Below are 16890 nucleotides of genomic sequence, written 5' to 3' on the forward strand. Positions count from 1 at the left end.
CTCAGGATGAGGGCGGAGTGTGCAGCAGCAGTTTCAAAGGAGAAGACCGCAAAGCGGTCGTCTCGAAGGACGAGGCGCTTGCTCAGCCCCGTCCGAAAAGTCTCCTGCGACGGGCGACCGTGCGGATCGACTTAGTTTTCCGCCCCCCGACGGGTGAGATCGGGATTCGCAGTCCGGCCGGGTGTCGAACGGACCGGCTGCTTGGCGGCTCTGGCGGTCGACGAAAAATAGAGCGCGAGCTCAAGGATGCCATACATCGCGAGCAGCATCAGCGCCTTGATTGCTTCGTTGGTCATCTGAATATCCTCCAACAGCCGATCTCACCTAGCGTTGGGCCATTTCGGTCAGCCCATGCATCGGACGCGCCTGGTAGACGGCTAGCGTCTTCGCCTTCTGGAAGCTCAATTCGGGCTGGACCAAGTGCACGGTCAGCGTGGTCGCCACGATGGCGATGCCGGCAAACAATCCGGCGACGACCACCTTCAGATGCGTTGCCTTGTCCGCAGTGTAAATCGAGTGGTTCATTTGCAGGCCCCTTGCCGGTGCGTGCTGACGAACCCTTACTAGCGAATAAATGGTCCGGCCGAAATTTGGGAGCTTCACCTAAGGTGATGTCCGTAGCCGCACGGAACTGAGGGTACCATTTGCATTTCTGGAGTACCGGCTCACCGCTTTACCTTTGCTGTGCCCGCCGGCGCCATCGGGCGGCTTCGCGCATGGGTTCGGCAGGAGCGGCCGCAGGCGGCGATCTCAGGGTTCGGCCGCCGTGTCGCGTCCGCAGCTAGCGCGGTGCCTGTCGGTCCCGCCCGGTAAAGGCGGCAATCAGCCCGACCAGGACAGTCACGAGCAACATGGTCACGATGGTCTGGATCAAGCCGAAGTTCAGTGCGTCACGTGCCACGAACAGCGCCGTGATCGGCGCTGCTATGGCGAAGAGAATCCGAACGAACCATCCGAGCATGGTGACCTCGATCCGCGAGTTCAGCCGGCGGCCTTCATGTCTTCGGGCGATTCCACGTAGAACCCGGTATAGGTATCGACGAAGCAGAGATGGTCGTGAACCTTCTTGACGCCGGCGGTGCTTTCGGCGGCGACGATCGCGGCCTGACGGGCTTCATCGGTGGTGACGAGGCCGTGCAGATGCACGACGCCTTTGCGGACATTCACCTCAAAGCCGATCGGACGCCAGTCCGTGCCGTTGACCGCGCGCGTGATGCGCTCGCGAATATGCTCGTCATCGGCGGTCGGATCCGGAATTTCGTGCAGGAGGCTCGCCACGGCTTGCAGCAGGTTCGTCCTCGTGACGATCCCGACGGGCGTCTTGCCCCGCATCACGGGGACGCGCTTGATGTCGTTCTTCTCCATCAGGTCGACCAGTTCGGCCAGATCCGTGTCTTCCTGCACCGAGACGACCTGCTTCGTCATGACGTCCGCAACCTTGCGGCCGCGCTCGTGAACGAACTCGGCAGCCGCGCGTCCTGGTCCCATGAAGAACTTCAGCCAGGCGGCGTGCCTGCGGCCGGTGCCGATCTCGCTGCGGCGGAGGAAGTCGCTTTCCGAGACAACCCCGACGAGGTTACCGGCATCGTCGATGACGGGCAGGCCGCTGATGTGCATTCGGAGCATGATCTTGGCCGCCTCCTCGATCGTCGTGTGCGGTGTTACGGCAACCAGGTCCTTCGTCATGATATGATGCGCGCGCATGGTGTGTCCTCGAGTTCGCTGGCGAGTTTTCTGGGTGAGGCGAGGCTGCGACTATCGCAGCCTCGCGTCTCGGGCCTTCAAGCGGCCTTTACACTGATGGTCTTGGCCGGCTTCTGAGCTTCTTCGGTCTTGGGAAGCATGACCTTGAGCACGCCGTTCTTGAACGTCGCCTCGATCTTGTCGGCATCGACGCCGTCGGGGAGCGCGAAATAACGCTCGAACGAGCCGTAGCGGCGCTCGGAAACGTAGTAGTCCTTCTTCTTCTCTTCGGTCTCTTCCTTCTTCTCGCCTCTGATGGTGAGACCTCCGTTGACGAGCTTGACGTCGATGTTCTTCTCGTCGAGACCGGGAAGCTCGGCCGTGATCTCGTAGGCCTTGTCGCTTTCGGCGACGTCGACGGCCGGCGCATTGAAGTTCTTGGACAGATCGCGCTCCAGCCCTGCGAGCGATCGGAACGGCCGTTTCCAGAAACCGTTGCCGAAATCGTCGAAGATCTGATCGATTTCGTTTCTCAGCGCCTGGAACGGCTGCCATACCTCGCCTGCGGCTGCAGGTGCGGTGGACGTCTTGGTGACAGGAAGTTTGGTTTCGGTCGCCATGATCATTTTCTCCTTCGAGTTTGACCATTCCGGTCGCCACGAAGGATAGTCTCGGCCATCGTGCGCTGGTTGATTTCGCTCAAACCCAAGAGCTGCGCGCGCGAAATCAGATGCGTCCGCAGAGCATAGGACAGTCATGTCCAATACAGTGTGAAACTCGTGGTTCCGCATCTGCGTGTCGAGCAAAATAGGGCCAGAGATGTTTATCGATTGCAGAGTAGTCGAGAACATGTGGGCGCTTATGAAGCCGGTCGCCTTGGTAGCCATTGGTCGCCAAGTTTCACGTATGAGCGCTTCACGGCAGCCCAGGCCGTGCGGTGAGCGATCTCTTCCTGGCGTAGGTCCCCGGCATGCGAGGCGAACGCGTGGTTGAACGCCTCCCGGTAGATGTCCAGGGCATGAGGCGGCAAATGGTGCCGCACGCCAGAGGGAAGGTCCTTGTTCGAGCGATAGGGCATCGTTGCATCCTGTACGGAATCTTCGCCCCGCCTTGCGCCGACGGCTGATGCTTTTGCGTTCGCTGCAGGGCCTGCGACCGCTACATCGCCACGTCGGGCTCGGGCAGCCGCTCGCGCCTCGGCTCCGGAATCTCCGTCATCGTCGCCTCCGTCAGAAGAAGCACGCTTGCGACGGACACCGCATTTTCGAGCGCGATCCGTACGACCTTCACGGGATCGACGATGCCGGCTTCCACGAGGTCGACATAGACCTTCCGGGCGGCATCGAAGCCGGAATTGCCTTCGCTGGCCAGCATCCGGGCGACGACGACGCCGCCATCGGTTGCGGAATTCTCGGCGATCTGGCGCGCGGGAGCCTCGAGCGCGCGCTTGAGGATCTGAACGCCCGTTCGTTCGTCGCCCTCGCAGGTGGACTCCTCCTTGGCCACCGCCGCGATCGTACGGAGCAGGGCAAGCCCGCCGCCCGGCACGATGCCCTCGGCCACCGCAGCTTTGGTCGAGCTGATCGCATCGTCGAGCGCCTCCTTCTTCGCCTTCATCTCGGCTTCGGTCGGTGCTCCCACCCGGATGACGGCGACGCCGCCCGACAGCTTGGCGAGGCGCTCTTCGAGTTTCTCGCGGTCGTAGTCGCTGGTCGTCTTCTCGATCTCGATGCGGATTTGCGCGAGCCGCGCGTCGATACGGGCGCGATCGCCGCCACTCCCGATCAGAGTGGTATTCTCCTTGTCGGCGACCATCCGTGCGGCGCGACCGAGCTGCTGGAGGGTGGCACTCTCGAGCTTGAGCCCGATCTCCTCCGAGATCACCTGCGCGCCGGTGAGGATGGCAATATCTTCCAGCATGGCCTTGCGCCGGTCGCCGAAGCCTGGTGCCTTGACCGCGCAAGCCTTGAGCACGCCGCGAAGCTGATTGACGATGAGCGTCGCCAGCGCTTCGCCCTCGATGTCCTCGGCGATGATCAGAAGCGAGCGGCCGCTCTTGGCGACCTGCTCGAGCAGGGGAACCAGGTCGCGCAGGGCGCCGATCTTGTGGTCACAAAGCAGCACGTAGGGATCCTGCAGCACGGCTTCCATGCGGTCCGCATCCGTGACGAAGTAGGGCGACAGGAAGCCGCGGTCGAATTTCATGCCTTCCACGACGTCCAGCAGGGTCTCGGTGGTCTTGGACTCCTCCACCGAGATCACGCCATCACCGCCGACCTTCTCGATCGCATCCGCCACCAGCTCGCCGATGGAGATGTCGTTGTGCGCCGAGATCGTAGCGACCTGAACCTTTTCCGCCCTGGTCTTCACCGGCTTCGCCATGGCGTGCAGGGCGGCGATGGCGGCCTGTGTCCCGCGATCGAGGCCGCGTTTGAGGTCGATCGCGCTTGCGCCGGCGACGACGTTCCGGACGCCGTCCGAAAGGATGGCGTGGGCCAGGATGGTCGACGTGCTGGTGCCGTCGCCAACGACATCGCCGGTCTTCTCGGCGGCCTGCCGCAGCACCTGGGCGCCCAGGTTCTCCTCCGCGTCCTTGAGATCAAATTCCTTGGCAATGGTGACGCCATCGTTGCACACGATGGGTGCGCCCCACGATTTCTGGATCAGGACGGATTTCGACTTCGGCCCGAGCGTGACGCGCACGGCATCGGCGAGAAGGGACGCGCCGCGCAAGACTTTTTCACGAGCCGCCGAGTGAAACAGGACCTGCTTGTGCGCCATCTCCATGTCCTCTGCTTTGCTGCCGCTGCCAGTGCGATTTTGCAGGCCAGTTTGGACGAGTGAGCTGCGGCCGGATTGATCTTCGTCAACGTGCGCACATCAGCGTCGAAGCTCCCAGGCGGCGGAGCCTTCGACAGGCCGTCGATCAGGTGCAAACGCGACGATATTCTGAGACAGCGCGCATTTTGCCGGAAGCGCGTTGACCTGGCGCAATCTGGAACAGCGGCGGTGCGGTATTCAGTTCGGCGGAATTCGCAGCAGCACAGAGTCATGGTCGAGCAAACACTATCTGTTCCAAAGCAGGAGCACATGACCCGGCTCTCCGCCGCGTCGGCCTGGTCGGGAGTCCTCGCTCACAAATGGTTTGTGCTCGCGATCCTTGTTCTGCTCACGCTTGGTGCCTGGCAAGGCGTCCGCATCCTGTTCGGACCTGCCGTCGTGGTCGACCAGGTCGCGCGCGGGCGATTGATCGAGACCGTGGTGGCGAGCGGGCATGTCGAGACACCATACCGCGTCGAGATCGGCAGCCAGATCACCGGCACGGTCGCGGACGTGCTGGTGCATGAAGGCCAGAAGGTCACCAAGGGGCAGCCGCTGATCTCGCTGGAGGCACGGGAACTCAAAGCGAGCGTGATCCAGGCGCAGGGGGCGGTGGCCCAGGCCGAAGCCCGGATCAGGCAGCTCGAAGAGCTGACGCTGCCCTCCGCAAAGGAGGCTCTGACACAAGCGCAAGCGACGCTTCTGAACGCCCAGCAGACCTATAACCGCACGGCGCAGCTCGAACACAATGGCTACGCGACCAAGGTAGCCTTGGATGACGCGCAGAAGACGCTCGATGTCGCGCGCGCCGTGAAGCGTGCGGCGGAGTTCCAGGTCTATACGGCAAGTCCGGGCGGCAGCGACTATGTCATGGCGCAGACGCAGCTCAACCAGGCGCGAGCCAATCTGGACACGGCGGAATCCCGCTTGAGCTATGCCACGATCGTAGCCCCTCGCGACGGCGTTCTCATCACCCGGAACGTCGAGCGCGGCACCGTGGCGCAGGCGGGAAAGGCGCTATTGGTGCTGGCGCCGTCAGGCGACTTGCAGCTCGTCTTGCAGATCGACGAGCGCAATCTCGGCAAGCTCGCGCTTGGACAGAATGCGCTGGCTTCCGCGGATGCTTACCCGGACCGGCATTTTGCCGCCAGGGTCTCCTACATCAATCCGGGCATCGACATTTCCCGCGCAACCGTTCAGGTCAAGCTGACGGTGGTGGAACCATCCGACGATCTGCGCCAGGACATGACCGTTTCGGTCGACATCGAGGTTGCCGCGAAAGACGATGCGAAGGTGCTTCCCGTCCGCTCGGTCCATGACGTTCTCTCCGGACAGCCCTGGGTCCTGACCGTGGAGGGCGGTCGCGCAGTCAAGCGTCCTGTGAAGCTCGGCTTGCGCGGCAACAGCAACATCGAGATCGTCGAAGGCCTGCAAGCCGGTGACGTCGCGATTCCGCAAAGCTCCGGCGTGGTGACCGGGCAGCGCGTGCGGCCTGTCCTGCCATGAATCGCTGGCTTCCATTCGAGTGGATCGCTGCCGTGCGCTTCCTGCGTGAGGGCAGATTGCAGACCGCTTTCATCATCGGCGGCATTTCGATCGGCGTGGGCGTCATTGTCTTCATGTCGGCGATGCTCGCGGGCATGGAGGCAAATTTCATCAAGCGCGTGCTGACGTCGCAGCCCCAGATCCAGCTCCTCACGCCCGATCAAGTCGCGCGCCCCCTGCGCAAAGCCGCCGGCGAGATCGAGGACGCGGTGGTGCAACGGCCGAGCCAGCGGGTGATCTCGATCGACCAGTGGCCGAAGATCAGAACCCAGATGCTGGCGATGCCGGAAGTCACCGCAGTCTCACCCACCATCACCGGATCTGCGCTGGCCATCCGCGGCGACGCCAGCCGGGCCGTGACGCTGACCGGAATCGAGCCGGACACCTATTTCAACATCGTCAAGGTGCCGGACTACATCGTGGCCGGCAGCGCGCGCCTGACCAGCGAGGACATCATCATCGGCACCGAGCTCGCCAAGAATCTCGGCGCCACCGTGGGTGACAAGCTGAACCTTCAGGCGGCAAGCTCTGCCAACCGGGTGCTGACGATCTCCGGCCTGGTCGATTTCGGCAACAAGGGGGCCAATCAGCGCGTGGCCTTCATCGCGCTGCGGACCGGACAGTCTCTGCTCGGCATGATCGGCGGCGTCACGACCATCGACATGACGATCAAGGACATCTACGCGGCCGAAACCATCGCCAGGCGGATCCAGGCCGCGACGGTTGTCGAGGCCGATAGCTGGATCGCCACCAACGCGCAGTTCTACACCGCCGTCCAGGCGCAGATCTACACGAACACCTTGATCCGACTGTTCGTCGGCTTGTCGGTGGCCTTCGGCATTGCCGCGGTGCTGATCGTCTCGGTGATCCAGCGCTCGAAGGAGATCGGAATCCTCAGGGCAATGGGAACCTCGCGCGGTCAGATCCTGCGGGTGTTCCTGCTCCAGGGCGGTCTGCTCGGCTTTGTCGGCTCGCTGTTCGGCGCGACGATGGGCGCCCTTGCTCTGATCTATTGGCACGCTGTTGCGCGTCAGGCGGATGGAAGCGAGTTCTTTCCGTTGATTCTCGAACGTAACCTCTTCATCTACACGGCGGTGCTCGCCACGGTCACCGGCTTGTTGGCTGCGACAGCGCCGGCGGTGCGCGCCGCGAAGCTCGATCCGGTGGTGGCGATCCGTGGCTGACGAGATCCTGAGGCTGGAGCGCGTCTGCAAGACCTACAATGTGGGCCTGCCATCGGAGGTCGAGGTACTGCACGACATCGATCTCGAGCTCGCCCATGGCGAGTTTCTGGCTTTGATGGGTCCGTCTGGCTCCGGCAAGAGCACGCTGCTCAACATCGTCGGTCTGCTCGATCGGCCGACCTCCGGCCGGCTCCTCATCAAGGGACGCGACACCGGCCTATTGGGCGACAACGAGCTCACGCATCTCAGAGGCCACACCATCGGCTTTGTATTTCAGCATCATTTGCTGATCTCAGCCTTCACCGCGCGCGAAAACATCATGATGCCGATGCTCGCGGACCGCGGATTTCCGAGCGCGGAGATCGCGGCCCGGGCCGATCATCTCCTCGCCGAGGTCGGTCTGGAGAGATTCGGAAACAATCTTGCCAACAACATGTCGGGCGGCCAGCAGCAGCGGGTGGCGGTGGCCAGGGCGCTCGCGATGAATCCGGATCTCGTGCTGGCGGACGAGCCGACCGGCAATCTCGATTCGAAGTCGGCCGATGCCGTCTTCGAACTGATGCGACGGGTCAATCGGGAGAGCGGCACCAGCTTCCTGCTCGTCACCCATAATCTCGACCTCGCGCGCCGCTGCGACCGCATCATCGAGGTGGTCGACGGCCGGATCGCGCAGCATTGAATGGTGGGAATCCTGCGCAAGCGTCATGTGCCGTCAGTCCTGTCGAACTCATCGGCCCGGTCGTGTGGGACCGCCGTGTTGACCTGAATCAAGCAGAGGTCGCCGTTCTCCATTACCATTCACGGCGCAGCCGACGGTGATGGGAGAAGCAGAGTGGAGTCCGATCAAGGTTCACGGAATCAGACCATGGTCATGGCCGCTGTATTGGCAGGCGGCCTGCTGCTCGTCATGCTGCTGTTCGGGCTCACGACGTACAGTTCAATCGAAACCATTCCATACAGCCAATTCGAGCAGCTGCTGGCGCAGGACAAGATCGCCGAGGTGTCCGTCGGCTCGGACATGATTCAGGGGAAATTGAAAGAACCGCTTCCGAGTGGAAAGTCCGCATTCATCACGGCGCGGGTCGATATGGCTTTGGCCGAAAAGCTCGCGGCAAAAGGCACGAGTGTGACCGGCGTTCCCAGTGGCGGCCTGCTGCAGAGCTTGCTGTCGTGGATCTTTCCGGTCATTGCCTTCTTCGTGATCTGGTTCTGGATCGGCCGCCGCATGGGAGGCGGCCAGGGCTTGGGCGGGCTGATGGCGATCGGCAAGTCCCGCGCAAAGGTCTATGTCGAAAAGGACATCAAGGTCACCTTCGCGGATGTCGCCGGAGTGGACGAGGCGAAGTTCGAGCTCCAGGAAGTCGTTTCATTCCTCAAGGACCCCAAGAGCTATGGCCGATTGGGGGCGCATGTACCCAAGGGAATATTGCTGGTCGGACCACCGGGAACGGGAAAGACGCTGCTCGCCCGCGCCGTGGCGGGAGAGGCCGGTGTTCCGTTCTTCTCGATCTCGGGCTCGGAATTCGTTGAGATGTTCGTTGGTGTCGGCGCGGCGCGCGTCCGGGATCTGTTCGAGCAGGCCCGAAAGGCGGCACCGTGCATCATCTTCGTCGACGAGCTCGATGCGCTGGGACGCAGCCGCGGGCCGCTGTCGTTCGGAGGTTACGACGAGAAGGAGCAGACCCTCAACCAGCTCCTGTCCGAGCTTGACGGCTTCGACCCGAGCGCCGGCGTCATCCTGCTGGCGGCCACCAATCGCCCCGAGATCCTGGACCCCGCACTGCTGCGCGCGGGCCGCTTCGACCGGCAGGTTCTGGTTGACCGGCCGGACAAGAACGGGCGCGTCGCCATTCTCAAGGTCCACGTCCGCAAGATCCGCATGGGCAAGGACGTCGACCTTGACAAGGTCGCGGGACTCACGACCGGATTTACCGGCGCCGACCTCGCAAACCTCATCAACGAAGCGGCGATCGCCGCGACCAGACGGAGCGGTGAGGAGGTCACGTTCGATGATTTCGTCACGGCGATCGAGCGGATCGTGGCCGGCATCGAGAAGAAGAGCAGGGTGCTCAGCAAGGACGAACGGCGCAGGGTCGCCTATCATGAGATGGGCCATGCCCTCGTTGCGGCCAGCCTGCCCGGCGTCGACCCGGTGCAGAAGGTCTCGATCATTCCGCGCGGGATCGGCGCATTGGGATACACCATCCAGCGTCCGACCGAGGACAGGTTCCTGCTGACGATCGAGGAGCTCAAGAACCGCATAGCGGTGCTGATGGGGGGACGCGCATCGGAGCGTCTGATCTTCGACGGTGCGATCTCCACCGGCGCCGCCGACGATCTTCAGCGTGCGACCGAAGTCGCCATTGAAATGGTGACCAAATACGGCATGGACGAGACGGTGGGGCAACGCACCTATGCGCCCAGGCCGCAAGCGTTTCTCGGGGCGGCCCAGGACAAGATCGTCGGGGCTGCCGAGGCAACGGGCCGCGAGATCGATCTCGCCGTCCGCAATTTGATTGAGGAGGGCGACCGCCGCGCCCGGGATATCCTCCAGCGGAGGCGTGGTGACCTGGACGCCGGTGTGGAATTGTTGATCGCCAACGAAACGGTGACGTCCGAGCAGTTCGCGCCGCTGCTCGGCAAGCGCAGCGAGGAGAGCAAGCCGGTCGCGGCGTGATCGTGACACGCATGAACGGCCGCGGCTCGCCTTGCAAGAGCTCGCATAAAGCCTGCCGAGGCCATCAGAGGCCGCGCGCGTTGATCTTCCTGCGCAGGCGATGACACGCATCTTCCAGGAGAGTCTGAAGATTCTCGATGTTGACCAGCAACTCCTCCGCGCGTCCTCGTTCTGGCGTTCCGAAAGCAAAACCGTCGCGCAGATGCGTGACGTCCTCCAAGCGCTTGCGTCCGGCTGCGGCTCGATGCTCGAAGAACTCGAGTTGCTCCAGATCATGACCGAGCCCGTCCTCTTCGGAGATCAGCATCTTGGTGATGGCGCTCCGGCGGTCAGGCGTGAGGTCGTCGCCGTTCAATAGCGCGATGTAATGGTCGACATTCGCCCGAGCGATGTAGCGATGCATGACGCACTCCCGTAACCCAATACTACCACCGCAAGGGTAGGCGGCGAAGATGATCGTGTTTTTGGTAGGTCGGCCGGCAAGGTATTATAGTAACGCGGACGCAAGTGGTAAATCAGAATATCCGCGATCGTCCTGAATGGTGATCCACGTCGCGAAGAAGATGTTGCGGCAGATCTGGTTGATCCCGATCAAGTCCGGGATTCGCGGGCTCGTTAGTATTCGATTTGCGTAACCCGACCCCACGGTTACGTCCCCGAGTCGCCGCCGAGGTCCATCCCACCGCATCTCGGCGGCTCTTTTTTCTGATGATTGTTTCAGTCAAGCTGTGTGGGGGCGCGGGAATCAGCCGATGCTCACCTACTATTTCGATATCAAGGACGGCGTGCCCGTCCGGGATAGGTCCGGACTGGAGCTTGTGAGTGATGGTGCCGCCATTGCACACAGCAAGATTCTCGCCGACAAGATGCGCAGAGAGAAGCCGAAAGGCCATCCCGCGCTCCAGATCGTCGTCATCGACGAGAGCGGCCGGGAAGTTCACCGCGAACAGATTTATCAAACGGGACCTGAGCACCGGTAAAGGGATGTCGTGCGCGCCTTTCTCTCCCTGCCGGAGTCCATCGCCCACATCGCGGAATTCGGTCGGCTCATTGATTTGGCGCAAAGCCTCAGGCCGATCGACTTCTAGCCTCACCTGACGCGCCGGGTCCAACAGGTGCTGACCGCAAGGGAGGGGAAGCACTGTGAAGTGGGAGCACGTCAAGCAGACCGTATCGTTCAAGGAGCGCCTTTCCGCGTGGGCCGAACAACTCCGCGAGCAGGCCGCCAGGCTGAAGCCTGGCCCCGAACGGGAGGCGAAGGTTCGTCAAGCCGATGTCGCGGCTCACCTCGACGAATGGGTCAACTCTCGGGGTCTTCAGCCACCAAGGTAGGGTTGCTCTGCTTCTGAATGCGGCTCCGATCGGTGCGTTGTCGCCTCACGCGCGGCATCAACTCAGATCGACCGTCTGTCAACGCTCCGAGATTGCCAGGCGCTTGGCGACGTTCGCCGAGATCAGATAGGCAGCTGCGATGGCAATGATCGCCGCAACTATTCCTCCTGAAAGCGCGGTAAAGCCAAACAGCCCGCGCCACGGACCGAGCGCAAGCGCCAGCCCGGCGAGAAGGGCGCCGACAGACGTCGCGATCAAGATGCTGTGAGGGCGGTTCGCGCGCCACGGCATGCGGCGAGACCGGATGACGAAGATGACCAGGATCTGGGTGAGTATCGATTCCAGGAACCACCCGGTTCGAAACAGTGCCGCATCCGCCTCGAACCCCCCAAGGAGAACGACGAAGGTGATCGCATCGAACAGGGAGGACGCCATTCCCATGATGATGGAGAAGCGCAGGATGCCGGCCATGTTCCACGTTTCGGGCTGGGCAACGTCTTCGCGGTCGACCTCGTCGAAAGGGATCCCGATTTCGGAGAGATCGTAGATCAGATTGTTCAGCAGGATCTGCAGCGGCAGCAACGGCAGGAATGGCAGAACGATCGACGCCAGGGCCATCGAAAGCATGTTGCCGAAATTCGAGCTCGTTCCCATTCGGACATATTTCAGGATGTTGGCAAAGGTTCTGCGGCCTTCGCGCACGCCGGCCGCAAGCACTGACAGGTCGGGAGTCACCAGGATCATGTCGGCGGCTGCGCGGGCGACCTCGGTCGCGCCCGTGACGGATATGCCGACATGAGCTGCGTGGATCGCCGGCGCGTCATTGACGCCGTCTCCCATGAAGCCGACGACGTGATTGCGGTAGCGAAGCGCCGCAATGATCCGTCGCTTCTGATCGGGGTCGATCCGGGCAAAGAGATCGACGTCGTCGACCCGGGCGACGAGCGCGGCATCCGTGAGGCCGGAGATCTCGGCTCCGCTCATGACGCGCTCCGACGGAAGACCGACCGTTCGCGCGACATGCGAGACCACGGCGTCATGGTCACCCGAGAGGATTTTTATCGTCACGCCGAGCGAGGTGAGCGCTTCGATCGCCGAGGCCGCATCCCGCTTCGGCGGATCGGCGAAGACACAGAAGCCGAGCATGGTCAGATTGGTCTCGTCCCCGACGGCAATCGTCCGTTGCCCGGCCGGAATGGACCTGATGGCGACGGCAAGAAGCCGGAAGCCGTCGCGCGCATATCGAGTCTGGATGTCCGCCATCTTCCGTTGCCATGCGGCGTCGAGCGGATGAGCCAGGCCATCGATCTCCAGGGCGGCGCAGCGGGCCAGGATGGATTCCGGAGCTCCCTTTGCGATCAGCATGTGCTCATCCTGCCTTGCGACGAGGACGGACAAGCACCTCCGCTCGAAGTCGAACGGGACTTCCGAAAGCCGGATCCAGCCGTCCGGGTCATCACGGCTCGCTGCCAGGATCGCGTCGTCGAGAGGGCTTCGGACACCAGCCTGGAATGTGCTGTTCAGGTGCGCGAAGCTCAGCACGCGATCGCTGGGCCGATCCTGCGGATCGATATGCGCCTCCAGCGTGATCCTGGCTTCCGTCAACGTGCCGGTCTTGTCGACGCAAAGCGTGTCCATCGCGCCGAGGTCGTGAATGGCGGACAGTCGCTTGACGATGACTTTTCGCTTCGCCATGCGCAGCGCGCCACGGGCGAGTGTCACCGTCATCACCATGGGCAGCAGCTCGGGTGTCAGGCCGACGGCGAGCGCGACCGCGAAGAGGAAGGACTCCATTGCGGGACGTTGCGCGACGAGATGAGCCATCAGCACAAAGAGGGTGAGAAAGAGAGTCAGTCGAAGGATCAGCACTCCGAGCCTTCGGACGCCCTCTTCGAGAGCGGTCGGCGGCGCGTTGGTGGCCATTGCCGCGGCGATCGCGCCGAAGCGCGTCCGGCTTCCGGTCCTCACGACCAGCATCTTGCCGCTTCCGCCCACGGTGCTGGTCCCTGCGAACAGGGCGTTTGTGGCATCCGCCGGCAATGCCGCCGAGCAGGAAGCGTCCGTCTTGAAGGCCGGAAACGGCTCGCCCGTCATCAGGGCTTCATTGACATGCAGTTCCTGGGCATCGAGGACGATGCCATCAGCCGGTATCAGATCGCCGATGCGGAGTTTCACGACGTCCCCGGGGACGAGAGCCGTCACCGAAACGGTCCTGTCCCTTCCGTCCCTGATGACGTCGGCCTGAATGGCGACGGATTCCCGCAACGCTTCGGCCGTCCGCTCGGCGCGATGCTCCTGAACGATATCGAGCGTGATAGACAGGGACAGCACGGTCGCGATGATGGCAAAACTGCCGATGTCGCCGCTCAGCCCGGATACGAGCGCAGCCGCCAGCAGCATCGCAATCAGCGGATTCCAGAGGCGTTGGCCGAGCTTGCGCAGGGCAGACCGGCTTTGGGAGGCGTCGGCGTGGTTTGCTCCGAAGATCGCCAGCCTTCGGTTCGCTTCGGTCTGTGTCAGGCCTCCCGGACCTGAGCCGAGTGTGCGGCAGAGCTCGTCCTTTGGCGCTTGCCAGAACTCGGCAACCAACGTCTCGGCCGGAATGGATTGCGCGATCATTGGGAGGGCTCGCCGGTCACTGACATCTGGGCCAGACGAGGGTAAGAGGCTATTCGACGCCTGGGTTGATGCAGCTCAACTCGGCTCCAAGGCGTACGAGCCTAATATCCCAACAGCGCCAGTCCGATCCAGAAGGCCGCGAAGGCAGAAAGCAGCGCACACCCGACGCCCGCGACCGAGGCTGCAATTCTCCAGCTCATGCCAGCCACGCCCCGCACTCCTAATAGACGGACACAGCACGACCTGCGTCTGCGTGCGACGGCTCGATCGCGGCGAGGGCGGCCTGCTCATGCAACAGGCGCCACTCGATGTAGTTGCGCTCGACGTCGGTGAGATGCGTCTTCAGCAAGCGATGATAGCGCTCGATATTCCTGCTGTGGGCGCGACTGAGCGCAAAGCTGACTGCCGACATGTCACCTCCTCGTGCTGATGTTCCGAGCTGCGCTACTTCAGCGCATCATTTTTTCCGGCTGTTCGGCGATGGCGAAAAGATCTGGTTGGCAGGTGGTTGGCCGCCGGTCGGAATGGCGATGGTCACGAAGCCGCGGCCCATTGCGGTATGGCAGGCGTTGCAGCCGTCGGTCAGCGCGCGCATGGAGGCGACGAACTTGCGATCATCTGCCGCTGTGATCGCGTCGGCGACCGAGAGCAGCGGCTCCCTCATCGTTGTGACGCTGCTGACGGGCACCGCCGGATAGAAGATGGCTGCTTCGGCCAGGCTGTTCGTCAGCTGCCGCAGTTCATACGCGGCCAGGTCCCAGTTCTTCGCCTTGCCCGCATACCACAGCTTGAGATGCTCAACCTGCGCCATGCCCATGACCTCGACGAGGCGAGGCGCCTCCTGCTTCGCGCTCGCGGACGGCGGAAAGTCGGACTGAGCAATCGCGGACGTGACCGCACCCACCGAAACCGCGAGAACCGCACACCAATATTTTAGCGTCATCCGAGCATTCCCTGTCAATTTCGCCCTTTACTATCAGGCTCGCGTTCCCTGCGCTTGAGCTGAATCAAGCTTTCGCGTTCCCCCCCGCCCGCGGGCGGTCTCTCCAAAGCCGCCGACCGTCAATTCGAAATTGTTGTCTTGCCGCGAAGCGCCTGAGCGGGATCAGTTCAGCCTTCCGAGAAGTCTTCGGATGATCTTCCTCAGATTGTCGGCGTACTCGTCGATGACCTGACGCCTCTCGGCCGATGGCGTAAGCTGACCATTATCGCCTTCGTCCGCCGACGGACCGTCCGTCCGCGATCCCCCACGGATGATGGAGTCGGTCGGCTTTGTCAGCTTCACGGGAATTCTGGCCTCTGGAGAGGGCTGCGCGCACTGTTCAGGATAAGGACCAGTTCCATCAGCCTGATCCGGTTCACTCGCGCCGGGCTGGATGCCCCGAGGCCGTCGGATCGCATTTGGGGCAGCGGCCGTCCGCGGCTGCTCCGAGCTGATGGCCAAGCTCCATCCTCAGAGCTTCTTTCTCCCAATTCGTGCCGTCAGGTCTGACCATCCGCTTGGCGCGCTCGAAGGCGTGGCTCTCGGCAGCGTCATCTCCGATACGGATGATCACGTCGCGGTGGAAGGGGCAAACAGTCGTCGCGCGGGTCGTCTCCAGTGCGTGGCGCACGACCGCGGTGAGATCGTCGGTGTGAATGTCGGCAAGCATGTCGGCTCTCCTGATCGGCGTACTCCTTTGCCCGGGCGATCCTATGGCTTCGACGCAAATCGGCCCCGGGCTCCATGGGAGCGCCGAGGCCGATTGTTCGCTTGGTTTTTCCATCTAGGGTCCGAGCTCGTCCAACAAACCCGCGTTGCCGACTTTCGTTCCATCGAACTCTCCGGCGGAGCCGCTCTCCGGCCTGCTCCATGCTCGCGGTCTTCTGCACCTGTGTATGAAGGCAGCGCCCGGAATGCCTAGGAATCCGAATTTCGCTCCTTCCGGCAGCGGTACCTCAGAAAGCGTTCCCGATGCCGATATAACGCTATAATCAGTGTCACCAACATGTCTTGATCCAGCTCAAAGTGCGCGATCAGGCGTTCATGTCCCTGAGGTGCTGGCGATTGCGCAGCACGATCTGCCTGGCACCGGAAAAGCCGAGAATGCCTCCGCTGTGCAGTTGGGACAGTGCGCGAGAAATCGTCTCCAGCGTCAGCCCGAGATAGTCGCCGATATCCCGGCGGCACATCGGGAGCGCCAGCATGCCCGCGACCGCCAGCCGGCGATCCATTTCGAGGAGGAACGCCGCGACCTTCTCCATGGCGTTCTTGCGGCCCAGCAGCAGCATGTGATCCTCGGCATGATTGAGCTCGGCGGCCGTCATGTTCCACAATTTGCGCGCAACCTGGACGTCGGTGGTTGCGGCCTTTTCGAGCGCCGCGCGCTTCACGAGACGCACCGTCGTATCGACGATCGCTTCTGCCGCGAGACGGTGGGTCGCTCCGGACTCCAGGCCGAAGACATCGCCGGGCAGATGGAATGACCCGATCTGCCGCCGCCCGTCCGACAACAGCTTGTACGTCCTGACGGAACCCGACACGACCTGGTAAACGTATTCGGCCGGCTCGTCTTCGCCAAAAATTTCTTCGTCCTTGTGGTAGGAGAACTCGCTTGCGACCAGTCCTGCCATGGCTGCGAATGGATCGGACATGCGGGACGCCTGGGTCGTTCTATGGCTAAGCGGCTGATTGACGCTGAGGGCGGTGGCCGGCATCGGAAACTCCTTTTGATGGAGCTCAAATACGCCAGCCGATCATGTCCGGATATCTAGGGAGGATTCGTAGGGCGATGTCCTTACGTATGTTTGCGTAAGTCGGCGCGGCCGGAAGCGCTCGATTGACCGCTCTCGATTGGCAATGAGGGCGCCGGCGCCGCGCGATATCCTCGCCGCTCCCGCGTAGATCCGTTCAGGACAGTTGCCTAAGTATTGGCCCGCAATTTCAATGCCGAAGCGGCGGGCGCATATGGGCAGCATGGAGCGCAATGTCATCTTCAAATGTCCCCGCAGCGGCATGAACGTGCAGCACTGGCTTCCCGACGCGACGTC

At 62.6% G+C, this 16890-nt stretch carries 18 protein-coding genes; 5 read left to right on the forward strand and 13 right to left on the reverse strand.

Annotation, left to right across the window (positions count from 1 at the left end; translation table 11 throughout):
* Positions 1-131 precede the first annotated feature (131 nt).
* From ABIG06_RS22610 to groL, 7 genes are all read right to left on the reverse strand, one after another.
* Positions 132-296, reverse strand: a complete 165-nt coding sequence (locus tag ABIG06_RS22610) for a hypothetical protein (protein ID WP_158626726.1) — start codon at positions 294-296, stop codon at positions 132-134.
* A gap of 28 nt (positions 297-324) precedes the next feature.
* Positions 325-525: a hypothetical protein gene (locus ABIG06_RS22615; RefSeq protein ID WP_370138686.1), complete on the reverse strand. Its 201-nt coding sequence runs from the start codon at positions 523-525 to the stop codon at positions 325-327.
* 256 nt (positions 526-781) lie between these two features.
* Positions 782-961 carry a hypothetical protein gene (locus tag ABIG06_RS22620; RefSeq protein ID WP_124159616.1) on the reverse strand — a complete coding sequence of 60 codons (180 nt, stop codon included), beginning with the start codon at positions 959-961 and terminating at the stop codon, positions 782-784.
* Positions 962-981: 20 nt separating this feature from the next.
* On the reverse strand, positions 982-1704 hold the full coding sequence (locus tag ABIG06_RS22625) for a CBS domain-containing protein (RefSeq protein ID WP_370138687.1): 723 nt from the start codon (positions 1702-1704) through the stop codon (positions 982-984).
* A gap of 77 nt (positions 1705-1781) precedes the next feature.
* Positions 1782-2303, reverse strand: coding sequence for an Hsp20/alpha crystallin family protein (locus tag ABIG06_RS22630; RefSeq protein ID WP_370138688.1), 522 nt, complete (start codon positions 2301-2303; stop codon positions 1782-1784).
* Between the two features lie 239 nt (positions 2304-2542).
* Positions 2543-2761 carry a ChaB family protein gene (locus ABIG06_RS22635; RefSeq protein ID WP_124159613.1) on the reverse strand — a complete coding sequence of 73 codons (219 nt, stop codon included), beginning with the start codon at positions 2759-2761 and terminating at the stop codon, positions 2543-2545.
* Between the two features lie 80 nt (positions 2762-2841).
* Complete coding sequence (gene groL, locus ABIG06_RS22640) at positions 2842-4464, reverse strand: chaperonin GroEL (protein WP_370138689.1); 1623 nt, start codon at positions 4462-4464, stop codon at positions 2842-2844.
* Positions 4465-4773: 309 nt separating this feature from the next.
* Here groL and ABIG06_RS22645 point away from each other — a divergent pair, with 309 nt between their 5' ends.
* From ABIG06_RS22645 to ftsH, 4 genes are all read left to right on the forward strand, one after another.
* Positions 4774-6009, forward strand: coding sequence for an efflux RND transporter periplasmic adaptor subunit (locus ABIG06_RS22645; RefSeq protein WP_370138690.1), 1236 nt, complete (start codon positions 4774-4776; stop codon positions 6007-6009).
* The gene (locus tag ABIG06_RS22650) at positions 6006-7232 is read left to right on the forward strand and encodes an ABC transporter permease (protein WP_370138691.1); all 1227 of its coding nucleotides are present in this window, start codon (positions 6006-6008) and stop codon (positions 7230-7232) included. Before ABIG06_RS22645 ends, ABIG06_RS22650 begins: the two co-directional genes overlap by 4 nt.
* Positions 7225-7911: an ABC transporter ATP-binding protein gene (locus tag ABIG06_RS22655; protein ID WP_124159609.1), complete on the forward strand. Its 687-nt coding sequence runs from the start codon at positions 7225-7227 to the stop codon at positions 7909-7911. The genes ABIG06_RS22650 and ABIG06_RS22655 overlap by 8 nt, the downstream gene beginning before the upstream one ends.
* A gap of 153 nt (positions 7912-8064) precedes the next feature.
* Positions 8065-9909, forward strand: coding sequence for an ATP-dependent zinc metalloprotease FtsH (ftsH, locus tag ABIG06_RS22660; protein WP_370138692.1), 1845 nt, complete (start codon positions 8065-8067; stop codon positions 9907-9909).
* Between the two features lie 64 nt (positions 9910-9973).
* Here the strand turns inward: ftsH and ABIG06_RS22665 are convergent, their stop codons facing one another.
* Positions 9974-10312 carry a hypothetical protein gene (locus ABIG06_RS22665; protein ID WP_124159607.1) on the reverse strand — a complete coding sequence of 113 codons (339 nt, stop codon included), beginning with the start codon at positions 10310-10312 and terminating at the stop codon, positions 9974-9976.
* A gap of 349 nt (positions 10313-10661) precedes the next feature.
* On the opposite strand from ABIG06_RS22665, the gene ABIG06_RS22670 reads away from it, so the two are divergent.
* Positions 10662-10889, forward strand: coding sequence for a DUF6894 family protein (locus ABIG06_RS22670; protein WP_124159606.1), 228 nt, complete (start codon positions 10662-10664; stop codon positions 10887-10889).
* Between the two features lie 430 nt (positions 10890-11319).
* Here ABIG06_RS22670 and mgtA read toward each other — a convergent pair whose 3' ends face one another.
* The 5 genes from mgtA to ABIG06_RS22695 all read right to left on the reverse strand — a co-directional run bounded on the left by mgtA (position 11320) and on the right by ABIG06_RS22695 (position 16494).
* Entirely contained in the window at positions 11320-13860 is a 2541-nt protein-coding gene (mgtA, locus tag ABIG06_RS22675) for a magnesium-translocating P-type ATPase (RefSeq protein ID WP_370138693.1), read from the reverse strand.
* 220 nt (positions 13861-14080) lie between these two features.
* Positions 14081-14272: a hypothetical protein gene (locus ABIG06_RS22680; RefSeq protein ID WP_370138694.1), complete on the reverse strand. Its 192-nt coding sequence runs from the start codon at positions 14270-14272 to the stop codon at positions 14081-14083.
* Positions 14273-14317: 45 nt separating this feature from the next.
* A complete protein-coding gene (locus ABIG06_RS22685) occupies positions 14318-14803 on the reverse strand; it encodes a hypothetical protein (protein ID WP_370138695.1) in 486 nt (161 codons plus the stop codon).
* A gap of 415 nt (positions 14804-15218) precedes the next feature.
* Positions 15219-15512 (reverse strand): hypothetical protein, encoded by a 294-nt coding sequence (locus ABIG06_RS22690; RefSeq protein WP_370138696.1) that lies wholly within the window; start codon positions 15510-15512, stop codon positions 15219-15221.
* 364 nt (positions 15513-15876) lie between these two features.
* Positions 15877-16494, reverse strand: coding sequence for a helix-turn-helix domain-containing protein (locus tag ABIG06_RS22695; RefSeq protein ID WP_370138697.1), 618 nt, complete (start codon positions 16492-16494; stop codon positions 15877-15879).
* Positions 16495-16890 lie beyond the last annotated feature (396 nt).

It is taken from the genome of Bradyrhizobium sp. USDA 326 (assembly GCF_049739485.1).
Taxonomy (GTDB): domain Bacteria; phylum Pseudomonadota; class Alphaproteobacteria; order Rhizobiales; family Xanthobacteraceae; genus Bradyrhizobium.

Bases quoted from the DNA above. Each gene is read 5' to 3' on its own strand.
- ABIG06_RS22610 (WP_158626726.1), bottom strand. From the start codon at position 296: ATGACCAACGAAGCAATCAAGGCGCTGATGCTGCTCGCGATGTATGGC.
- ABIG06_RS22615 (WP_370138686.1), bottom strand. From the start codon at position 525: ATGAACCACTCGATTTACACTGCGGACAAGGCAACGCATCTGAAGGTG.
- ABIG06_RS22620 (WP_124159616.1), bottom strand. From the start codon at position 961: ATGCTCGGATGGTTCGTTCGGATTCTCTTCGCCATAGCAGCGCCGATC.
- ABIG06_RS22625 (WP_370138687.1), bottom strand. From the start codon at position 1,704: ATGCGCGCGCATCATATCATGACGAAGGACCTGGTTGCCGTAACACCG.
- ABIG06_RS22630 (WP_370138688.1), bottom strand. From the start codon at position 2,303: ATGGCGACCGAAACCAAACTTCCTGTCACCAAGACGTCCACCGCACCT.
- ABIG06_RS22635 (WP_124159613.1), bottom strand. From the start codon at position 2,761: ATGCCCTATCGCTCGAACAAGGACCTTCCCTCTGGCGTGCGGCACCAT.
- groL (WP_370138689.1), bottom strand. From the start codon at position 4,464: ATGGCGCACAAGCAGGTCCTGTTTCACTCGGCGGCTCGTGAAAAAGTC.
- ABIG06_RS22645 (WP_370138690.1), top strand. From the start codon at position 4,774: ATGACCCGGCTCTCCGCCGCGTCGGCCTGGTCGGGAGTCCTCGCTCAC.
- ABIG06_RS22650 (WP_370138691.1), top strand. From the start codon at position 6,006: ATGAATCGCTGGCTTCCATTCGAGTGGATCGCTGCCGTGCGCTTCCTG.
- ABIG06_RS22665 (WP_124159607.1), bottom strand. From the start codon at position 10,312: ATGCATCGCTACATCGCTCGGGCGAATGTCGACCATTACATCGCGCTA.
- ABIG06_RS22670 (WP_124159606.1), top strand. From the start codon at position 10,662: ATGCTCACCTACTATTTCGATATCAAGGACGGCGTGCCCGTCCGGGAT.
- mgtA (WP_370138693.1), bottom strand. From the start codon at position 13,860: ATGATCGCGCAATCCATTCCGGCCGAGACGTTGGTTGCCGAGTTCTGG.
- ABIG06_RS22680 (WP_370138694.1), bottom strand. From the start codon at position 14,272: ATGTCGGCAGTCAGCTTTGCGCTCAGTCGCGCCCACAGCAGGAATATC.
- ABIG06_RS22685 (WP_370138695.1), bottom strand. From the start codon at position 14,803: ATGACGCTAAAATATTGGTGTGCGGTTCTCGCGGTTTCGGTGGGTGCG.
- ABIG06_RS22690 (WP_370138696.1), bottom strand. From the start codon at position 15,512: ATGCTTGCCGACATTCACACCGACGATCTCACCGCGGTCGTGCGCCAC.
- ABIG06_RS22695 (WP_370138697.1), bottom strand. From the start codon at position 16,494: ATGTCCGATCCATTCGCAGCCATGGCAGGACTGGTCGCAAGCGAGTTC.